Source organism: Baekduia sp. (assembly GCF_035996765.1).
Lineage (GTDB): Bacteria > Actinomycetota > Thermoleophilia > Solirubrobacterales > Solirubrobacteraceae > Baekduia.
Genome location: NZ_DASYJG010000050.1, coordinates 1 through 16,361 on the forward strand (window position 1 = coordinate 1; position 16,361 = coordinate 16,361).

Annotated in this window: 18 protein-coding genes and 1 tRNA gene; 6 read left to right on the plus strand and 13 right to left on the minus strand. The window is 70.7% G+C overall.

Translation table 11 applies throughout. The features are described from left to right. Positions 1 to 774 (plus strand): 3-hydroxyacyl-CoA dehydrogenase family protein (locus tag VGO10_RS11970; protein WP_327468547.1); only part of this gene is annotated, 774 nt, incomplete at its 5' end. Further along, a complete protein-coding gene (locus VGO10_RS11975) occupies positions 774 to 1,394 on the plus strand; it encodes a glutathione S-transferase family protein (protein ID WP_327468549.1) in 621 nt (206 codons plus the stop codon). The genes VGO10_RS11970 and VGO10_RS11975, both read left to right, overlap by 1 nt. 317 nt (positions 1,395 to 1,711) lie before the next feature. Here the strand turns inward: VGO10_RS11975 and VGO10_RS11980 are convergent, their stop codons facing one another. Continuing rightward, positions 1,712 to 3,028 carry a hemolysin family protein gene (locus VGO10_RS11980; protein ID WP_327468552.1) on the minus strand — a complete coding sequence of 439 codons (1,317 nt, stop codon included), beginning with the start codon at positions 3,026 to 3,028 and terminating at the stop codon, positions 1,712 to 1,714. Between the two features lie 74 nt (positions 3,029 to 3,102). After that, a complete protein-coding gene (locus VGO10_RS11985) occupies positions 3,103 to 3,402 on the minus strand; it encodes a 4a-hydroxytetrahydrobiopterin dehydratase (protein ID WP_327468554.1) in 300 nt (99 codons plus the stop codon). A 31-nt stretch (positions 3,403 to 3,433) separates the two neighbouring features. Between VGO10_RS11985 and VGO10_RS11990 the strand changes: the two genes are divergently transcribed. After that, positions 3,434 to 4,306, plus strand: a complete 873-nt coding sequence (locus VGO10_RS11990) for an ABC transporter substrate-binding protein (RefSeq protein ID WP_327468556.1) — start codon at positions 3,434 to 3,436, stop codon at positions 4,304 to 4,306. Positions 4,307 to 4,315: 9 nt separating this feature from the next. Here the strand turns inward: VGO10_RS11990 and VGO10_RS11995 are convergent, their stop codons facing one another. The 7 genes from VGO10_RS11995 to VGO10_RS12025 all read right to left on the minus strand — a co-directional run bounded on the left by VGO10_RS11995 (position 4,316) and on the right by VGO10_RS12025 (position 10,936). Further along, entirely contained in the window at positions 4,316 to 6,070 is a 1,755-nt protein-coding gene (locus VGO10_RS11995; protein WP_327468559.1) for an Ig-like domain-containing protein, read from the minus strand. A gap of 31 nt (positions 6,071 to 6,101) precedes the next feature. Continuing rightward, positions 6,102 to 6,923, minus strand: a complete 822-nt coding sequence (locus VGO10_RS12000; RefSeq protein ID WP_327468561.1) for a rhomboid family intramembrane serine protease — start codon at positions 6,921 to 6,923, stop codon at positions 6,102 to 6,104. Positions 6,924 to 6,974: 51 nt separating this feature from the next. Continuing rightward, entirely contained in the window at positions 6,975 to 7,700 is a 726-nt protein-coding gene (locus VGO10_RS12005) for an anti-sigma factor (protein ID WP_327468563.1), read from the minus strand. Next, positions 7,697 to 8,290 (minus strand): RNA polymerase sigma factor, encoded by a 594-nt coding sequence (locus tag VGO10_RS12010; RefSeq protein ID WP_327468565.1) that lies wholly within the window; start codon positions 8,288 to 8,290, stop codon positions 7,697 to 7,699. Before VGO10_RS12010 ends, VGO10_RS12005 begins: the two co-directional genes overlap by 4 nt. Before the next feature lie 74 nt (positions 8,291 to 8,364). Further along, on the minus strand, positions 8,365 to 8,712 hold the full coding sequence (locus VGO10_RS12015; RefSeq protein WP_327468567.1) for a hypothetical protein: 348 nt from the start codon (positions 8,710 to 8,712) through the stop codon (positions 8,365 to 8,367). 7 nt (positions 8,713 to 8,719) lie between these two features. Then, on the minus strand, positions 8,720 to 9,253 hold the full coding sequence (locus tag VGO10_RS12020) for a sigma-70 family RNA polymerase sigma factor (protein ID WP_327468569.1): 534 nt from the start codon (positions 9,251 to 9,253) through the stop codon (positions 8,720 to 8,722). Between the two features lie 21 nt (positions 9,254 to 9,274). Continuing rightward, a complete protein-coding gene (locus tag VGO10_RS12025; RefSeq protein WP_327468571.1) occupies positions 9,275 to 10,936 on the minus strand; it encodes a 1-acylglycerol-3-phosphate O-acyltransferase in 1,662 nt (553 codons plus the stop codon). A 46-nt stretch (positions 10,937 to 10,982) separates the two neighbouring features. Here VGO10_RS12025 and VGO10_RS12030 point away from each other — a divergent pair, with 46 nt between their 5' ends. From VGO10_RS12030 to VGO10_RS12040, 3 genes are all read left to right on the plus strand, one after another. Continuing rightward, the gene (locus VGO10_RS12030) at positions 10,983 to 11,516 is read left to right on the plus strand and encodes a hypothetical protein (protein ID WP_327468573.1); all 534 of its coding nucleotides are present in this window, start codon (positions 10,983 to 10,985) and stop codon (positions 11,514 to 11,516) included. 17 nt (positions 11,517 to 11,533) lie between these two features. Then, positions 11,534 to 11,606, plus strand: a tRNA-Thr gene (locus tag VGO10_RS12035). A gap of 65 nt (positions 11,607 to 11,671) precedes the next feature. After that, entirely contained in the window at positions 11,672 to 12,574 is a 903-nt protein-coding gene (locus tag VGO10_RS12040) for a DUF559 domain-containing protein (RefSeq protein ID WP_327468575.1), read from the plus strand. A gap of 96 nt (positions 12,575 to 12,670) precedes the next feature. Here VGO10_RS12040 and VGO10_RS12045 read toward each other — a convergent pair whose 3' ends face one another. The 4 genes from VGO10_RS12045 to VGO10_RS12060 form a co-directional block, all read right to left on the minus strand. After that, complete coding sequence (locus tag VGO10_RS12045; protein WP_327468577.1) at positions 12,671 to 13,810, minus strand: hypothetical protein; 1,140 nt, start codon at positions 13,808 to 13,810, stop codon at positions 12,671 to 12,673. Between the two features lie 255 nt (positions 13,811 to 14,065). Beyond that, the gene (locus tag VGO10_RS12050; protein ID WP_327468579.1) at positions 14,066 to 14,653 is read right to left on the minus strand and encodes a DNA-3-methyladenine glycosylase I; all 588 of its coding nucleotides are present in this window, start codon (positions 14,651 to 14,653) and stop codon (positions 14,066 to 14,068) included. 11 nt (positions 14,654 to 14,664) lie between these two features. Continuing rightward, positions 14,665 to 15,006: a cupredoxin domain-containing protein gene (locus VGO10_RS12055; protein ID WP_327468581.1), complete on the minus strand. Its 342-nt coding sequence runs from the start codon at positions 15,004 to 15,006 to the stop codon at positions 14,665 to 14,667. Between the two features lie 26 nt (positions 15,007 to 15,032). After that, positions 15,033 to 16,358 carry a right-handed parallel beta-helix repeat-containing protein gene (locus VGO10_RS12060; RefSeq protein ID WP_327468583.1) on the minus strand — a complete coding sequence of 442 codons (1,326 nt, stop codon included), beginning with the start codon at positions 16,356 to 16,358 and terminating at the stop codon, positions 15,033 to 15,035. Positions 16,359 to 16,361: the final 3 nt, after the last annotated feature.

Below are 16,361 nucleotides of genomic sequence, written 5' to 3' on the forward strand. Positions count from 1 at the left end.
GGCAGCGGCGCGATCGCGTGCGGCCTCGCGGCGGCGGCCGCGCGGCACGGCGAGGTCGTGATGTGGGCGCGATCCAACGGCTCGGCGGAACGGGCGCGCGGCAGCATCCACACCATCTGCGGGCGCCTGAGCGGCGAGATCAACGCCGCCCACGTGCGCGTGGAGACCGACCTGGACGCCCTCGGCCAGGCCACGGCGGTCATCGAGGCCGTGTGCGAGGACGAGAACGTCAAGGCCGGCGTCCTGGGCGACCTCGGGCGCGTGGCCGGCGACGACGCTCTGCTGGCCAGCACGACGTCGTCGCTGTCGGTCGAGCGCCTGGCCGGCGCCAGCGGCGCGGCCGAGCGCTTCGTCGGCCTGCACGTCTTCAACCCCGTCCCCAAGATGAAGCTCGTCGAGCTGGCCTTCCCCACCGCGGCCACCGACGCGACGCGCCAGCGGGCCCGCGACCTCTGCGAGGCGCTGGGCAAGACCGCGGTCGAGGTCCCCGACCTGCCGGGCTTCGTGGTCAACCGCCTGCTCTTCCCCTACCTCTTCAGCGCGGTCGCCTTCATGGAGGAGACCGGCATGGCCGCCGCGGACGTCGACCTGTGCATGACGCTGGGCGCCGGGCACCCGATGGGCCCGCTCGCCTTGCTCGACTACGTCGGCCTCGACGTGTCGGTGGCCATCGGCGACGCCATCGGCGCCGATGTCCCCGAGCGCCTGCGCACGCTGGTGGCCGACGGCGCCCTGGGGCGCAAGAGCGGCCGCGGCCTGTACAACCACGACTGATGCGTGTCTACCGAGTCCCCTACTCCACCAACGTGGAGCGGGTGGCGCTGGCCCTCGCCCACAAGTCGATCCCCGTCGACTGGGTCGACGTCGACCCCGACGACCGCTCGCCCGTCGTCGCCCTCACCGGCCAGGACCTCGTGCCGGTGATGCAGACCGATCACGGCGAGGTCGTCGCCGACTCCATGCGCATCGTGAGCTGGCTGGAGAGGCGCCGCCCCGATCCGCCCCTGTGGCCGGCGAGCCTCGGGCGCCGGGCGGAGGTCGACGTCTTCATCGAGTGGTTCAACAAGGTCTGGAAGCTCCCGCCCAACGCGATGGCCGCCGAGCTGGCCGCCCCCGAGCCCGACCAGCAGCGCCTGCACGACCTCAGCGACGAGCTGCGCGGCTGGCTGCACCTGTTCGAGGAGATGCTCGATGGCCGCGACTGGCTGATGGGCGAGGCCTTCGGCGCCGCCGACATCTGCGCCTTTCCGTTCCTCAAATACGGCGTGCTGGATTTGCGCCCCGACGACACGGACCCCTTCCACCGGGTGCTCGGCGAGCACCTGCCGATCTCCGGCGCCTTCCCCGAGATCGAGGCCTGGGTGCACCGCGTCGACGCCCTTCCGCGGGCTTGAGGCGATCCTTCGCCCACATTTAGGGCGCGTTGAGAAAGCGTGCCGATACTGCCTAGGCGAACGTACCTCGCAAGTGCACCTCCTCCCAGAAGCAGACGAGCGGCCCGCGCAAGCGGGCCGCTCGTTGTCTCAGGACAGACGAACGGCCCGCGCAAGCGGGCCGTTCGTCGTCTTGCGTGCTGGTGGACCCACCCAGATCCACCTGTGCTGGCCCGGGCCTCCGTCCCACGAGAGGAGCGAGCCGGATGACGCCTCCCGCGTATGGCGGCGTCAGGTGCTCTGAACGCAGGTGCCGCCGAGAACTTGCGCCGCTTTTCCTACGAGTCCGCGGCGCTGGCCGTCGTGGCCCGCCGATCGCGGATCCTGACCGCCTCGATGCGGTTCTCGCGCACCGATTCCACGCGGATCGAGTAGCCGTCGGCGTTGATGGTGTCGCCGCGCCTGGGCAGCCGCCCGAGCTCGGCGAAGACGAAGCCGCCGACCGAGTTGTAGGCGTCGGTGTCGACCGGCAGGGTGAGGCCATAGTCGTGCAGGTCGGTGATCGCCACGTGCCCGCGCACGAACCAGTCGCCGTTGGCCAGGCGGCGGATCTCGCCGCCCGCGGGATCGGTCTCGTCGTCGATCTCGCCGACGACCTCCTCGATGATGTCCTCGACGGTGACGATCCCGACGACGCGCCCGTACTCGTCGACGACGACCGCCATCGAGGAGCGCTGGCGCTGCAGGTCGGCGAGCAGGTCGTCCAGCGGCTTGGTCTCGGGGACGATCACCGCCTCGCGCACCAGCGGTTCTAGCGACGCGTGCGGCCCCTCGGCCATCAGCGACTGGGCCAGCCGGTTGGAGTGCACGATGCCGCGCACGCGGTCGCGGTTGTCGTCCTCGGTGACCACCAGCCGCGTATGACCGGAGGAGATGCAGCGGCGCAGCGCCGTCTCGACGTCCTCTGACAGATCGACCGTGACGACCGCCGGGATCGGCGTCATCACCTGACGCGCCTCCTGCTCGTGCAGGTGGAAGACGCCGCTGAGCATCCCGGCCTCGCCGGCGTCGAGCTTGCCGCCTGCACGCGCCTGGCCGATCAGGATGCGCAGCTCCTCGGGCGTCGCACCCTCCTCGGAGGCCGCGTCGGGGTCGACGCGCAGCAGCCGCAGAATCGCGTTGGCCACCATGTTCAGCAGCGAGATGAAGGGCTTCATCCCGATGTTGAAGGCCTTCAGGGGGCGGGCGACGAAGATCGCGATCCGGTCCGGATGGATGATCGAGTAGATCTTGGGGACCTGCTCACCCACGACGACGTGCACGCCCGTGACGATCACGTAGGCGATCGCCACCGAGATGCCGACCTTCACGCCGTGGGAGAAGCTCCCGAAGATCGGCTCGAAGATCGTCGCGATCGCCGGCTCGCCCAGGAAGCCGATGCCCAGCGACGCGAGCGTGATCCCGAACTGGCACGCCGAGAGGTACTGGTTGAGGTCGTCGTGGAGCTCCAGCGCGCGGCGCGCGCCGGCGTTGCCGTTCTCGGCGAGCTCCTGCAGCGAGGAGCGGCGTGAGCGCACGAGGCCGAACTCGGCGGCCACAAAGAAGCCGTTGACGAGGACCAGGACCGCGACAGCTAGCAGCAGCAGTGCGGTCACGCTTGGGGGCCGGGTCCGTGCCCGGCGCTACTTCGAGAAGGGTCGTCGTTCATGGAGCGACTGCGTCAACCGTATCAGCGCTGCTGGATGGCCGGCAAACGGTCGAGCCGGGCGGCAAGGTCGAAGTCGGCCTGGGTCAGCCCGCCGGCGCTGTGATTGGTGACGCTGAGGCGCAGCTTGTTCCAGCCGTGCACGAGGATGTCGGGGTGGTGATCGGCCTCCTCGGCGACGGCCGCCACCGCGTTGACGGCCGCGATCGCGGCCGCGAAGTCCTTGCACTCCACGTCACGGACGATCATGTCGCCGTCGCGATGCCAGTCCTCCAGCGCGCCGAGGCGCTCGTCGATCTCCTGAGCTGCCAGCAGCTCTGCCATATCCTCGCCTCCAATGCGGATCGTGAGCCTGGTGCCCCACGCTACCGAGTTGCTCTACGCGCTCGGCCTTGGTGACAGCGTCGTCGGGGTCACCCATGAGTGCGACTACCCGCCGGCGACCGCCGAGCTGCCACGGATCACCCGCGACGTCCTGCCAGCTGGCCTCAGCGCCGCTGAGATCGACGCGGCCGTGCGCGACCGGACCGAGAGGGGCGAGGCGATCTACCTCCTGGACGAGGAGAAGCTCGCCGAACTGGAGCCCGACCTCATCGTCACCCAGGAGCTGTGCCCGGTCTGCGCGGTCTCCTACGAGGAGGTTCGCGACGCCGCCAAGAAGCTCGACCCCTGCCCCACCGTCATCGCGCTGGACCCCAAGACCTTCGGGGAGACGATGGGCGACATCCGGACGCTGGCCCAGGCGACGGACGCGCGCGAGGCCGCGCTGGACCTCGTCGCCCGACAACGCGCTCGTGTGGATCGTGTGCGCCTCGCGCTCAAGGGCGCGCGCCGGCGGCGCGTGATCGCGATCGAGTGGTTCGATCCGGTCTTCATCGCCGGGCACTGGACGCCGCAGTTGATCGACATGGCCGGCGGCACCGACCTGCTCGGCTTTGCCGGCGAGCACTCCGAGCAACTCGACTGGGAGCTCCTGGACGCCGCCAAGCCCGAGGTCGTGGTCTGCATCCCATGCGGCTATGACGGTCCGCGCGCGCTGGCCGAGGCCGAGCAGTTCAGCGACCGCCTCCGCGCGCTGGGCGCCAACGAGGTCGTCGCCCTCGACGCGGCCGCCTACTTCAGCCGGCCGGGCCCGCGATTGGTCGACGGCCTGGAGACGCTGGCCCACGCGCTGCATCCCGACCGGGTCACCGAAGCCCCCGGCCGCGTGCATCGCGTGATGTTGTAGTTCTCGCTCCTAGCGCTTCTTCTTGACCTTCACGCTGAAGTACGTCCACTTCGAGGACGACGGCTTCAGCGGCTTGGGCGCCAGGTAGCGGACACGCACGCGCCACGCGCCGGAGCGCTTGAGCTTCTGGCGCACCTTGAACGGCTTGCCCGCGGGCTTGGTGACCTTGTGCAGGGTCTTCCAACGCGCCTTGTGCTTCTTGGTGGCCTTGGTTCGCCACTGCCACTGGATCTGGACCTTGCCCGGCAACGCCGAACCCGATGGACTCAGCAACTGCCCGCTCAGCAGGCAGCTCGCGGCCTTGGTGCACGTCACGGCCTTCAGCGTGAACTTGGCCGGGCCGATGGCGATCAGCTGGCTCGCCGAGACCTTCCGCACCTGGACGTCCTGGCTGCCGACGTTGCCCTGTGCGTCGGTCGCGCTGACCGTGATCGTGTGGACGCCAATTGACAGCTGCTTGGCGCCCTGCCAGTCCAGCGAGACGACCTTGTCGTTCGCCAGGCCGTCACTGAAGTTCTGGATCGTCTTGCCGTCGGAGGCAAAGGTGATCCGGCGCGGGGCCGTCGTGTCGTGCGCCGAGGCCGAGATCAGCAGGCTGCCGGCATAGGCCTGGCCGACCTTCGGCGTGACGACCGTGACCACGGGGCCGTCGAAGTCACCACAGGCGCCCGAGAGCGTGTCGCCGCCGGTGGCGATCGCGTGAAAGACGTCCCATGCGGGCTTGTCCGCGCCGCCGGTGGTGAGCAGGCCGTAGTGGCGCAGCTCGTCAAGCGGATTCTCGCTGGCCGGCGCGTCGCGGAGGGTGAACCAGGTCGCGGCCTCGACGCCGGGCTCCTGGGCCAGGCAGTGATAGCCCTGCGCCAGGAACGTCGCCTGGTCGGCGGCGGTCACGCCAGAGGGCTTGAGACCGGCCGACGCGCCGCGCTCGCACGACGGCCCGCCGCCGGAGGCCGGCTGCGTCGAGCTCCAGCCGTACTCGGTGACGCGTACCGGCTTGTCGTCCCCATGGGCGCGCAGCGTCGCCAGCACCTCGCGGATGCCGAGGAAGACGTACTGCGAGATCCGGCCGTCGCGGTCACGCAACACGGTCGCCGGGCCGTTGACCAGGCAGCCGGTGTCGAGGTGGACCGCGGCGGCGTCAAAGCTTCCCTGGATGCCGTGTGCGTAGAGCTGCTCGAGCCACGGGTAGTCGTTGCCGGTCACGGGGCCGAGCACGACCTCCGCGGTCGGATCGGCGGCGTGCAGCGCGGGCGCGGCGGCCTTGACGAGGGCGGCGTAGGCCGCCGGGTCGGCCTTGGGCGCCCACCACTCGTCGGCGTCCTCCTCGTTCCAGATCTCGTAGGCGATGTTGTGGCCCGCGATGCCCGGAAGCGCCGCAAAGCGCGCGAGCGCGTCGGCGTAGTCGGCCGGGTTGCGCGGCGCCGCATTGGGGTTCGACGAGCCCGAGGCCCACGGCGGCGAGCCGGTGAAGACGAAGTCGGCACGCACGCCGGCGGCGCTCAGCCGCGCGACGATGTCGGTGTAGGCCCCGACGAGGTTCGGGGTGAAGCGCCCCTTGGCGTCGGGCTCGAGGCTCGGCCACAGCAGGAACATCCGGACCTCGTGCGCGCCGGTGGCCAGCGCCTCGTCGAGCTGGGGGCCGACGGGAATGCCGGCAGCGTTGATGCCGAGCGTCGGCGCGGCGGTGGCGCTCGTCGTGGGCAGCCCCACGACGGCCATCCCAACCGCGATCGTCAGGAGCAGGACACGGCTGAGTCGGCGCACGGCGCGCAAACTACCGAAGGCCGTGGTGGCGTCACACGGTGATGTTGTGCAGATCGCCCGAGACGGCGATCGACCCGACCACCGCGAGGATCGACAGCACGGCGCACGCCGCGTAGCCGAGCCACGGCTGGCGCAGGCGATCGGCGCCGTGGAAGGCCAGCCCCGCGAGCAGGCCGCCGATCAACCCGCCGATGTGGCCGCCGAAGGCGATGTTGAACCCGGGGATGAAGCTGATCACCAAGTTGATGAGGATCAGCCCGCCGAGGCCGCCGCCGAACGCCTCGTAGCCGCGCCGCCACTGCTCGACGGCCAGCACGCCCATCAGGCCGAAGACCGCGCCCGACGCGCCGACGACGACCGAGGTGGTGGTCTGCACCAACGCGCCGAACGAGCCGCAGAGCAGCGCGGTGAAGTACAGGACGCCAAAGCGCGTCGAACCCAGCAGCCGCTCGAGCTGCTGGCCGAGGATCCAGAGCAGGTACATGTTGAACCCGATGTGGAAGATCCCGCTGTGCAGGAAGCCGCTGGTGACCAGGCGCCAGTAGTCGCCGGCGTCGATGAGCGGGCCGTAGAGCGCGAAGTGCTGGTAGATCCACCCGCTGCTGGTGCTGCTCAGGCCGATGCCGCCGCCCGAGCTCAAGAAGAGGACGACGCAGGTGACGATGATCGCGATCGTCACGCGCGGCTCGGCGTTCATCGTGGCCGCGGTGCGCACCTGGGTGCGCTGCTTGGAGCACACCGGGCAGCGCATGCCGACCGAGGTCGCCGTCATGCAGTCCGGGCAGATCGGCCGACCGCAGTTCGAGCAGGAGACGCCCGTCTCACGGTTGGAATGGCGGTAGCAGGTGGCCATGGTGGGCGCCGCACGCTAGCAGCGGGCCATCAACGCGAGATCAGGTGCGACTTATGTGAGCTTGGCGCCCATCAACGCCAGGCTCGTCGGCTGCTGGCTGCCGCCAGGCGGCTCGGCGGTCACCAGCACCTGATCGGTCCCCTTCAGCGACTCCAGGATCTCGACGCGCGCCCGGCCGTCGGACGGGACCGTGAAGAGCGTGTGCGTCGGGCGTGGCTTGTCCTTGCCGTGGATCAGCCACACCTGGTAGACGTGGCCGGCCGGCGCGGCGGGCATGCCGCGCAGGTCCAGCTCGCCGTGGTCGCCGGTGACGCGCAGCGCGACCTGCGTGCCCTTGGGGCCGAAGCCCGGGTGTGAGGTGGTGCTGTCGCCGCCCGAGAGCAGGACGCCGGCGGCCACGCCGAGGGCGAGCAGCGCCGTCGCCAGCACGGCGGCGGGCAGCGGGCGCAGGCGCCCGAGCCAGCCGAAGCGCCGGCCTTCGCGCGGCGAGCGGTCGTCGGCCCACCCACCCGGCCGGTCGGCCTCCGGGCCCGCGGCGCGCAGCAGCTGCGCCTCGGACTCCACGATCCCCATGATCCGGCTCTTGAGCGCCGGCGGCGGGACCAGCTGCGGTGCGGCCATCGGCAGCACGTCGGCGACGATCTGCAGCTCGGCGACCTCGCCGCGGCAGATGGCGCACTCCTCGAGATGCAGGGCGAAAGCACGCCCGTCGGCCTCCTCGAGCGCGCCCAGCACCCACGGGCCGGCGTCGTCGCGGTGGCGGCAGTCGTCGGTCATGCCGGCACCTCGATGAACTGGCCGAGCTGCCCGCGCAGCTTCTCGAGCCCGAGGCGGATGCGCCCCTTCACGGTCCCGATCGGCATCTCCAGCATGGTGGCGATCTCCGAGTGGGAGAAGCCGCCGAAGTAGGCCAACTCAATGGCCTTGCTCTGCTCGTCGGGCAGCGTCTCGAGCGCGGTGCGCACCTCGGCGGCCTCTTCGCTGTGGGCCGCCTGGATCTCGGTGCGCTCCTTGGCTTCGAAGCGCTCCTCGATGCCCTCGTCGCTGGCGCGGTGCGTGTCGTGGCGTAAGTTGCGGCGCAGCGAGTCAATCGCCCGGTTGTGGACGATCCCGAGCACCCACGTGCGCACGCTGCCGCGGGTGCGGTCATAGCGGGCGCCCGAGCGCCACAGCGACAGGAACGCCTCCTGCACGACGTCCTCGGCGGCACCGCGACGTCCGGTCATCCGGTAGGCAAGGGAGAAGGCGGCGTTGGCATGGCGCTCGTAGATGACCTCGAAGGCCTGCGCATCACCCTGACGCATCAGCTGCATCAGGTCCTCGTCGGCGAGCGTCATGCGCGTGCGGTTGGGGTCTGCGGCGGCCACGGCGTGTTCTTACGCGTCACCCCGCGCATCGGATCATCGCGCACGCGCCAAAGAACGTTCACCGATCGGCGTGTTCACCGATCGAGGATCTTGCGGGTCTCGTCGGCCACCGCGTGCAGCGTGCGCTCGGCGAGGTCGATCGGGCCCGAGGCCTTCGAGGCGCGCCGCCGGTGCTGCTGGCGCACGCGTAGGAGCACGAGCGCCGCGCCGGCCGTCGTCCCGATCGCCGCCGCCGCGACCGGGCGCACCCAGTTGCGCGGGTCGCGCATCGTCGACAGCTCCCAGCTCTCGAGCTCGTCCTGGGCGAGCTCGGTCAGCTCGGTCAGCGTCGACTCCAAGCGCAGGCTCAGCTGCTCGGGCGGCTCGACGGGCGCCAGCGCCCGCCGCAGCAGGCCCTCGAAGTCCCCGAAGGTCTCGCTCATCGCCCGCTCACCCGCTCTGCCTCGTCGCGACGATCTCTTCCAACTGCTTGATCGCGCGGTGCAGCAGGACCTTGGTCGCGCCGTCGGTCCGCCCCATGGCGCGCGCGATCTCGCGGTTGTCCATGCCCAGCGCAAAGCGCATGATCAACGCCTCGCGGCGGTCGTCGGGCAGCTCCTTGACACCCTCCAAGATTCGCGCCAACTCGTCGCGACCCTCCACGAGATCCTCCGTGGTGTGCGTCGTGCGCAGCGTGTCGGTGTCCTCGATCGGCGTCTGCGGCTTGCGCGAGCGGTCCCGGTAGAGGTTGGCGGCGAGGTTGTGGGCGATCCGGATCAGCCACGGCCGCAGCGGGCGCCCGTCGGACTCCGCCACCGCCCGCTCGAAGTGCCGGTAGGCCTGCAGGAACGTCTGCTCGGTCAGGTCCTCCGCATCGTGGTGGTTGCCCACCCGGTAGTAGGCGTAGGAGTACACATCCTTCAGATGTGCTCGGTAGAGCTCCGAGAAGTCCGCATCCAGCTTGGCCTTGTCGGCGTCCCCCACGCACAGCAGCCTATCCGCCGCCTACGCGGCCCGGACGAACCTCTTGGTGCGCCGTGGCGGAGCGGTGATCGCCGAGGCCCAGTCGCCGGCGTCGACGCGGCCCTCGACGACATCGGCCAGCCCGCAGACGGCCGGCGCGTCGACGCCGCCCTCGCGCAACGCGAGGGCCAGCAGCGGCAGCGCGTCCAGCGACTCGGCGGCCTGCCCGAGCGCGCCCTCGATGTCCTGCGGCGCGGTGCCGGCGGCCAGCAGCTCACCGGCGCGGCGGTTGCGGGAGCCCGTGGCGAGGACGGTGGCGATGAGGTCACCGGTGCCGGCGAGGCCGGCGAACGTCTCGGCATGCGCGCCTTGTGTGCGGGCGTAGGCGTCGACCTCGGCGAAGACGCGGCCGGCGGCGGCGCCGACGGCGTTGGGGCCGGCCGGGCCGGCGGTCGCGGCGGCCAGCGCGGCGGCGTTCTTGGCGGCGCCGGCGAGCTCGACGCCGACGGTGTCGGTCGACGTCTCGGCATAGAGGTTGGCCTTGCTCAGCAAGTCGGCGAGCTGGCGGCCGAAGCCGCGGTCGGCGCTTGCGACCACCAGGGCGGCGCCGTGGTCGAGCGCGTCGGCGGCGTGCGCGGGGCCGCCGAGGCCGGCGATCGCGCGGACGTTGGAGCGCTCGGCGACGTAGACGCTGGGCAGCGCGCCGTACGGCGGGACGAGGCCCTTGGAGGCGACGAGCAGCCCGGCCCGGGTGGTGATCGCGGCGCCGTGGGCGGCGATGACCTCGGGGAGCGCGCGGGCGGGGACGGCGAGGACGACAAGATCGTGGCGGCCGAGCTCGAGGTCGCCGGCTTCGACGATGCTGATCGTCTCGGGCAGGAGCTCGCCGGGCAGGTAGCGGTCGTTGACGCGGGTCGCGTTGAGCAGTTGCGCCTGGGCGGCCGTGCGGGTCCCGAGCTCGACCTCAACGCCGGCGCGCGCCAGCGCGACCGCGAGGCCGGTGCCCCACGAGCCGGCGCCAATGACGGCGGCGCGGCGGATCGGCGGCAGGCCGCCCAGCCACTCCCACTGCAGCATCACGCACGGCCAGATGCGCTCGGTGACCGCGCCGGCCAGCTGGCCGGAGGGCTCGGCGACCTTCGGGAAGCGCAGCGGCGCACCGGCGCGGATCGACACCTTGTGCGGGCGGATCCGCCAGCCCCGACGGACGTTCTCGGTGCCGATGACCGCGACTGGGATGACCGGCGCGCCGGTCTCCAGCGCGAGGCGGCCGACGCCGCGCTTGGGCGCGCCGAGCGTACCCGGGCGGGTGCGCGTGCCCTCGGGGAAGATCAGGACGGAATCGCCACGCTCGAGGATCTCGCGGGCCGTGCTCATCGCGTCCCGGTCGGCGTTGCCGCGGTCGATCGGGAACGCGCCGAGGCTGTTGAGGAACCAGGCGGTCAGCGGGTGACGGAAGAGCTCCTTCTTGGCCACGTAGTGCAGCGGCCGGCGCGACATGCACGCGATCACGAACGGATCGAGGAAGGACCGGTGGTTCGCCGCGAAGATGACCGGCCCGTCGACCGGGATGTGCTCGCGCCCGATCCGCGACATCCGGAAGTAGATGTGGAAGAACGGCTGGAAGAGCGCCCGGACGATCCAGTACACGAACGGGTTGACACCCTTGGTGCGCGCGCGGGCGAGGTGGCGGTTGCTCTCCATCTGATCTGGCGTACACCTGCCGGGGCACGAGGGTTACAGTGCGTCCATGGCCATCGATCGTGCTCGCACCGCCCGTGGAGCCCTCGCGGGCGCCGTCGCCGCCGGCGTCTGGGCGGCGCAGCAGCCGCTGGATCAGCGGGTCTTCGGCGTCAAGTACGACGACACCGAGCTGCTCGGCAAGGCCGTGACACGCGGCCGCGCATGGCCGCTGGTCGGGTTGGCGATGCACCTGGCCAACGGCGCGGTCTTCGGGGCCGTCTACGCCGGCGTTGTGCGCCGCGTGCCGCTGCCGTCCTGGTCGCGCGGGCCGGCGGCGGGCTTGGGCGAGCATGTCTTGACCTGGCCGCTGGTGCTCGTGACCGACCGCGTCCATCCCGCCCGTGACGAGCTGCCGACCCTCGGCACATCAGCCCGCGCCTTCGCCCAGGCGACCTGGCGCCACCTGCTCTTCGGCGTGATCCTCGGCGAGCTCGAACGCCGCCTGAACGACGAGCCCGACGAAGAGCTTCCGAGCTACGAGCACGTCGTCTCCACCAACGGCCACGGCAACATCGAGCACGCCATCACGGGCGCCGCCTAGACTTGCCGTTCTGGCAAGCCGGGGTAGCTCAGGGGCTAGAGCACTGCTCTTGTAAAGCAGGTGTCGCGGGTTCGAATCCCGTCCTCGGCGTTGTGGGGCCGGCGTAGCCGGCGCCCCGGGGGGCGAGTTTCGGTCCGTGTCGACCTATGGGTCACATGGACCCTTTGCTCGACACGGACCGTCGAATCGCGCGGCTTGCCAGCGCCCAGGACGGGATTGTGCGCCATCGCGATCTCCGCGGGATCGGCCTGACGCAGGGCCAGATCCGGCACCGGCGAGAGGCGGGACGGCTGATCGACGTACATCCGCTGGTCTACGCGGTCGGCCACGATCGGCTGAGCGTCGCCGCTCGGAGGCTGGCCGGCGTGTGGACGTATGGAGCAGGAGCAGTGCTGAGTCACCGCACGGCCGCTGCGGCCTGGGGTCTCCGCGCATCGGGCGGTGGTCGGATCGAGGTCACCGTGGCAACCACGGCCGGGCTGGTCGAGCGTGTGGGGACCCGTCTCCACCGGACCAGGCGCACGGTCGAGTCGACGCGCGTCGGTCTGCTGCCGGTGACAACGCCCGCGCGGACGATCCTGGATCTGGCCGGCGTCCTCGCGCCGCATCACGTCGAGGCTGCGCTGAAGCAGGCTGATCTTCTCGACCTGTTCGATCTCGGCGCGCTGCGCGCGGTCGTCGCGGCGCATCCGCGGCATCCGGGGCGCCGGACGCTCGTCAGGCTGATCGATGAGGCGGCGCGTCGCGGGCTGACCCTCACGCTCAGCGAGCTCGAGATCCGTTTCCGCGCGCTGTGCGACGCACACCGTCTGCCCTACCCCGCCGTCAACGCGCGGCCGCTCGAGTTCCGTGTGGACTTCCTCTGGATCGATGCCCAGCTCGTCGTCGAGACCGATGGCTGGGGCAGCCACCGGACGCGCGCGGCGTTCGAAGAGGATCGTGCCCGCGACCAGGCGCTGGCCGTCGCGGGCTACCGCACCGTGCGCTTCACGCACCGGCAGATCGTCGACGATCCGGACGCCGTCGCAGCAACGCTGTCGGCGCTCCTCGCGAGCTGAGGTACGCGCACCGCACCGCACCCGCAAACCTCGATCCGTGTCGACCTATGGGTCACATGGACCCTTTGCTCGACACGGACGCGCCCGCCCGGTCGCCTAAAGGCGGTCGCGCCAGGTGACGGCGGCGGAGGCGACTGCTGCGAGCGCCTCCTCCAGCTTGAAGCGGTTGTCGGTCCGGCGTGCGACGGCGAGCGCCTTGAGCGCGTCGGCGAGCAGTGCTGGGCCTGCCGGGCCGTCGGAGCGCAAGGCCTCGAGCTCTGAGGACGTCAGCTTGCGCGAGCTGCCGGTCGCTGCCACAGCCACTTCGGCGTAGTCGCGCTCGGCCCGCGCCGCGCGCGTCTCGGCGCGCAGTGCCGCGTCCTCGGCGGCGACCGCACGGACCAGCGCCTCGTCGACGACCGTCTGCTCAGGCGACGCCGCGACCACACGCTCGACGCGGATCGGGGTGCCCTGTGCGGCAGCCAGCCGCTGCTCGGCCTCAGCCGCGCGCGCCTCGGCGCGCTCGACGGCGGCCTGCGCGTCGATCAGCTCAGCGCCGACCCCGCGCTTCTGCGCACGCGCCTCGGTGACCGTGGCCTCGGCGCGCTCCAGGCGCGACGCGAGCTTGACGGCGGTGCGACGTGCCTCCGCGGCATCCATGCGGGCCTCGGCCAGCTCGGACTTCAAGGCGCCGGCGCGTGCCTCGCCGGCCTCGCGCGCCCGCTGCACGCGAGCGAGCGCAGCAGCGTCGGTCACCCGCTCGCGGACGACCTTCGTCTTGACCTTCGGCGCCGCGGCCGCACGTGCGCGAGCGCGGTCGAGCTGCGTCTGCAGCCGCTGGGCGCGCGTCTCGGCATCGGCCGCGCGCGCCAGCGCGGCGTCGACCGCCACCCGGGCGTCGTGCTCGAGCCGCGCCGTCGCGCGCTCGGAGAGGTCGACCTCAGTACGCCGGCGCGGCCCGCGCTTGGCGGGCTCGAAGCCAGCGGCGCGGATCGCCAACTCGAGCGAGCCATCGAAGCAGCGCCGGGCGGCGTTGGCCGACGGGTAGGCCGAGCCACAGACCGGACAGCCGGCCCGATAGCGGTCGATCCGCCAGACCTGGCCGGTGATCTTCGCCTGACCGGGGTTGAGATCGGCGAGCCGCGGCACCTCGCCGTGGGCCTGCACGAAGTGCTGGATCTCGGTGATGACGGACTCGGGGGTCCACTGCGGGGTCTTGCCCCGACGTGGGGCCCCCGCGATGTGCACGGGGGCCATATGCGCCTGGCCCCCTAGTGCATGTGCCGGGCGCACGCGCCCGACGGTCCGAAGTGCCGCGCCCGTCCGGGCATCGGCGGTCCGGGCTCGGGCCCGAACGAAAGAGAAGGGGTGTGGTGCATGTGCTTCATGTGCTCCTCATCGAACGGGCCGCTACCTGTGTGAACCCGCCCCGATGGCAACGTTCGACCTGCACCGTATCGACACCGGCGCCGCGATCCAACAGCCGGCCGTCAGATCGCACCCGCACGGCGATCAACCAGCGGCCTGCGCGGCCTCAGTCGCCGCCCGTGCCACGCACCCGGCGAGATGGTCGTTGACGAGCCCGCAGGCCTGCATCGCCGCGTACGCCGTGGTCGGCCCGACGAAGCGAAAGCCCTCGCGCTTGAGCGCTTTGGACAGCGCCGTGGACTCGGGCGTCAGCGCCGGGACGTCGCCCCAGCCGGAGGGCGCGCGACGGCCGGGATCCGGCCGGTGCGACCACACCAACTCGGGCAACGAGGTACCCGCGTCGCGCAGCCCGAGGACCGCACGGGCGTTGTTGATGGTCGCGTCGACCTTCAAGCGATTGCGCACGATCCCGACGTCGGCCATCAATCGCGCCACGTCGTCCTCGTCAAACACAGCCACGGCCTCGGGCTCGAAGTTCGCAAACGCGGCGCGGAAGTTGTCGCGCTTGCGCAGGATCGTGATCCACGCCAGCCCGGACTGAAACGCCTCGAGCGAGATCCGCTCATAGAGCCCGCGCTCGTCGCGGACGGGCCGCCCCCACTCGTCGTCGTGGTAGGCGCGGTAGAGCGGGTCGTCGGCCCCGAAGCAGCGCAGTCCGTCAGCGTCGGCCATCGGCCCGGAGCCTACGGCTTCTTCTTCACCGTGATCGTCATCTTCATCTCCTCCTCGTGGAAGGTGCAGATGATCTTGTAGGTGCCGGGCGTCGTCAGCTTGCGCTTGAACGACTCGCCGGCGACCAGCAGGTCGGAGTGGAACTTCTTGGCGCCCTTGGGCGCGGACTTGACGTCGACGTCGTGCTCGTCGGTGACGTCGTCGCCCCAGACCCAGTTGACGGTGTCGCCGACATGGACGGTCAGCTTCGACGGTCCGTAGTAGTTGTCGTTGACCGACACCTTGCGCGTCTTGCCCTTCGTCGTCGCCCCGAGGGCCAGCGCGGGCGCCGCGGCGAAAGCCGCGGCGCCCATCAGCGCAAGGGTGGCCTTGCGGCCTGTCACTTGACCGTGCCCGCCACGTAGTGCTCCAGCGGGGCAATGCCGGCCTGCGGGGCGTGTGGGGCCTTGACCAGGAACGCCTCGTGCGTGCCGTCGAGCGCCCACTGGACGAGCTCGCCCTGGACATCGCCCGAGAACGCGTTGGCACCGGTGAACGGACACGCGGCGAACGTCGACGCGTTCGCCGGGACCGTCACCGCGACACCGGTGTTGCCACCGATGCAGTTGTTGGTGCCGTTGCCGTCGTAGGTGATGTCACGGCCGTTGAGGTCGGTGCCGTTGAGCCCGAACTGGTTGTTGGTGATCTGGTTGCCCACCAGCTCGGACGCGTCGGGCAGCTTGGGCTTGAGCAGGAACTGCTCGATCATGCCCGCACCCGCCAGCCAGTTGCCGTAGATGCGGTTGTTGTCAATCCGGTTGCCGCGGCCGCCGAACAGGAGCGCGCCAACGCCCACGGGGTAGGCGGTGGAGTCACCGGCCGGCGGACGGACCTTGAACGGCGCGCCCACGTAGTAGTTGAAGTTGTTCCAGAAGATGTCGTTGTCGGTGATGACGTTGTCCTCGGCCGGCGGGTACTTCTCCGAGCTCAACGCGTTGGGGACGACACCCGTTCCGTTGTTGTAGAACTTTGACTTCGAGATCGTCACGTACCGCATGTTGGTCCCCGACCAGCCGAGGACGTTGCCGTAGGACGTGATGTTCTTGACGATCGAGCGGACCGGCTTGGCCTGCGGCGGCGTCTCACCGATGTAGAAGCCGGAGTCGCTGTTCCATGCCGCCTCGGAGTTGGTCATCGACCCACCCACGGTGTGGAACGCGTAGATGCCGTAGATGCCGACCAGGAACGCCTTCAGGTTGGTGAAGGTGTAGTTGTCGGCCCGCAGCGCGAAGAAGCCGTTGGCCTTGTAGTGCTGGGCCGTGAAGCCGTTGACCGTGACGTGCACGGCATCCTTGATCGCGACGCCGTTGGACTTCGTCTTGGCGCCCTTGGCCTCCAAGACGACCTTGCTCGGGTCGCTCGGGTTGCCGATCAGCTTGATGTAGCGCTTGCTGGCGGCGCTGATGCTGACGCCTTCCTTGTAGGTGCCGTTGGCGACGTTGATCGTGTCACCCGGCTTGGCCCGGTTGACCGCAGCCTGGATCGTGGGGAAGCAGGACTTCTTGTTCTTACACACCTTGAGGTGCTTGAACGGGCCCTTGGGCTTGGCGGTCTTGGCGCCTGAGGGATTGGACGGCGGCGGGTAGTCGACAGCGTGGGCGGCCGGGACAGCGGCCAGGGAAGCGACGATCGCCGCGATGATGGTGACGGACCTGCGTTGGGACACGTG

Coding starts and splice junctions, on each gene's coding strand:
- VGO10_RS12055 (WP_327468581.1), bottom strand. CDS start 15,006: ATGGGCGCCGCGGCTTTCGCCGCGGCGCCCGCGCTGGCCCTCGGGGCG.
- VGO10_RS12015 (WP_327468567.1), bottom strand. CDS start 8,712: ATGAGCGAGACCTTCGGGGACTTCGAGGGCCTGCTGCGGCGGGCGCTG.
- VGO10_RS12030 (WP_327468573.1), top strand. CDS start 10,983: ATGGCCATCGATCGTGCTCGCACCGCCCGTGGAGCCCTCGCGGGCGCC.
- VGO10_RS12025 (WP_327468571.1), bottom strand. CDS start 10,936: ATGGAGAGCAACCGCCACCTCGCCCGCGCGCGCACCAAGGGTGTCAAC.
- VGO10_RS12050 (WP_327468579.1), bottom strand. CDS start 14,653: ATGGCCGACGCTGACGGACTGCGCTGCTTCGGGGCCGACGACCCGCTC.
- VGO10_RS12005 (WP_327468563.1), bottom strand. CDS start 7,700: ATGACCGACGACTGCCGCCACCGCGACGACGCCGGCCCGTGGGTGCTG.
- VGO10_RS12000 (WP_327468561.1), bottom strand. CDS start 6,923: ATGGCCACCTGCTACCGCCATTCCAACCGTGAGACGGGCGTCTCCTGC.
- VGO10_RS12045 (WP_327468577.1), bottom strand. CDS start 13,810: ATGGCCCCCGTGCACATCGCGGGGGCCCCACGTCGGGGCAAGACCCCG.
- VGO10_RS11985 (WP_327468554.1), bottom strand. CDS start 3,402: ATGGCAGAGCTGCTGGCAGCTCAGGAGATCGACGAGCGCCTCGGCGCG.
- VGO10_RS12040 (WP_327468575.1), top strand. CDS start 11,672: ATGGACCCTTTGCTCGACACGGACCGTCGAATCGCGCGGCTTGCCAGC.
- VGO10_RS11975 (WP_327468549.1), top strand. CDS start 774: ATGCGTGTCTACCGAGTCCCCTACTCCACCAACGTGGAGCGGGTGGCG.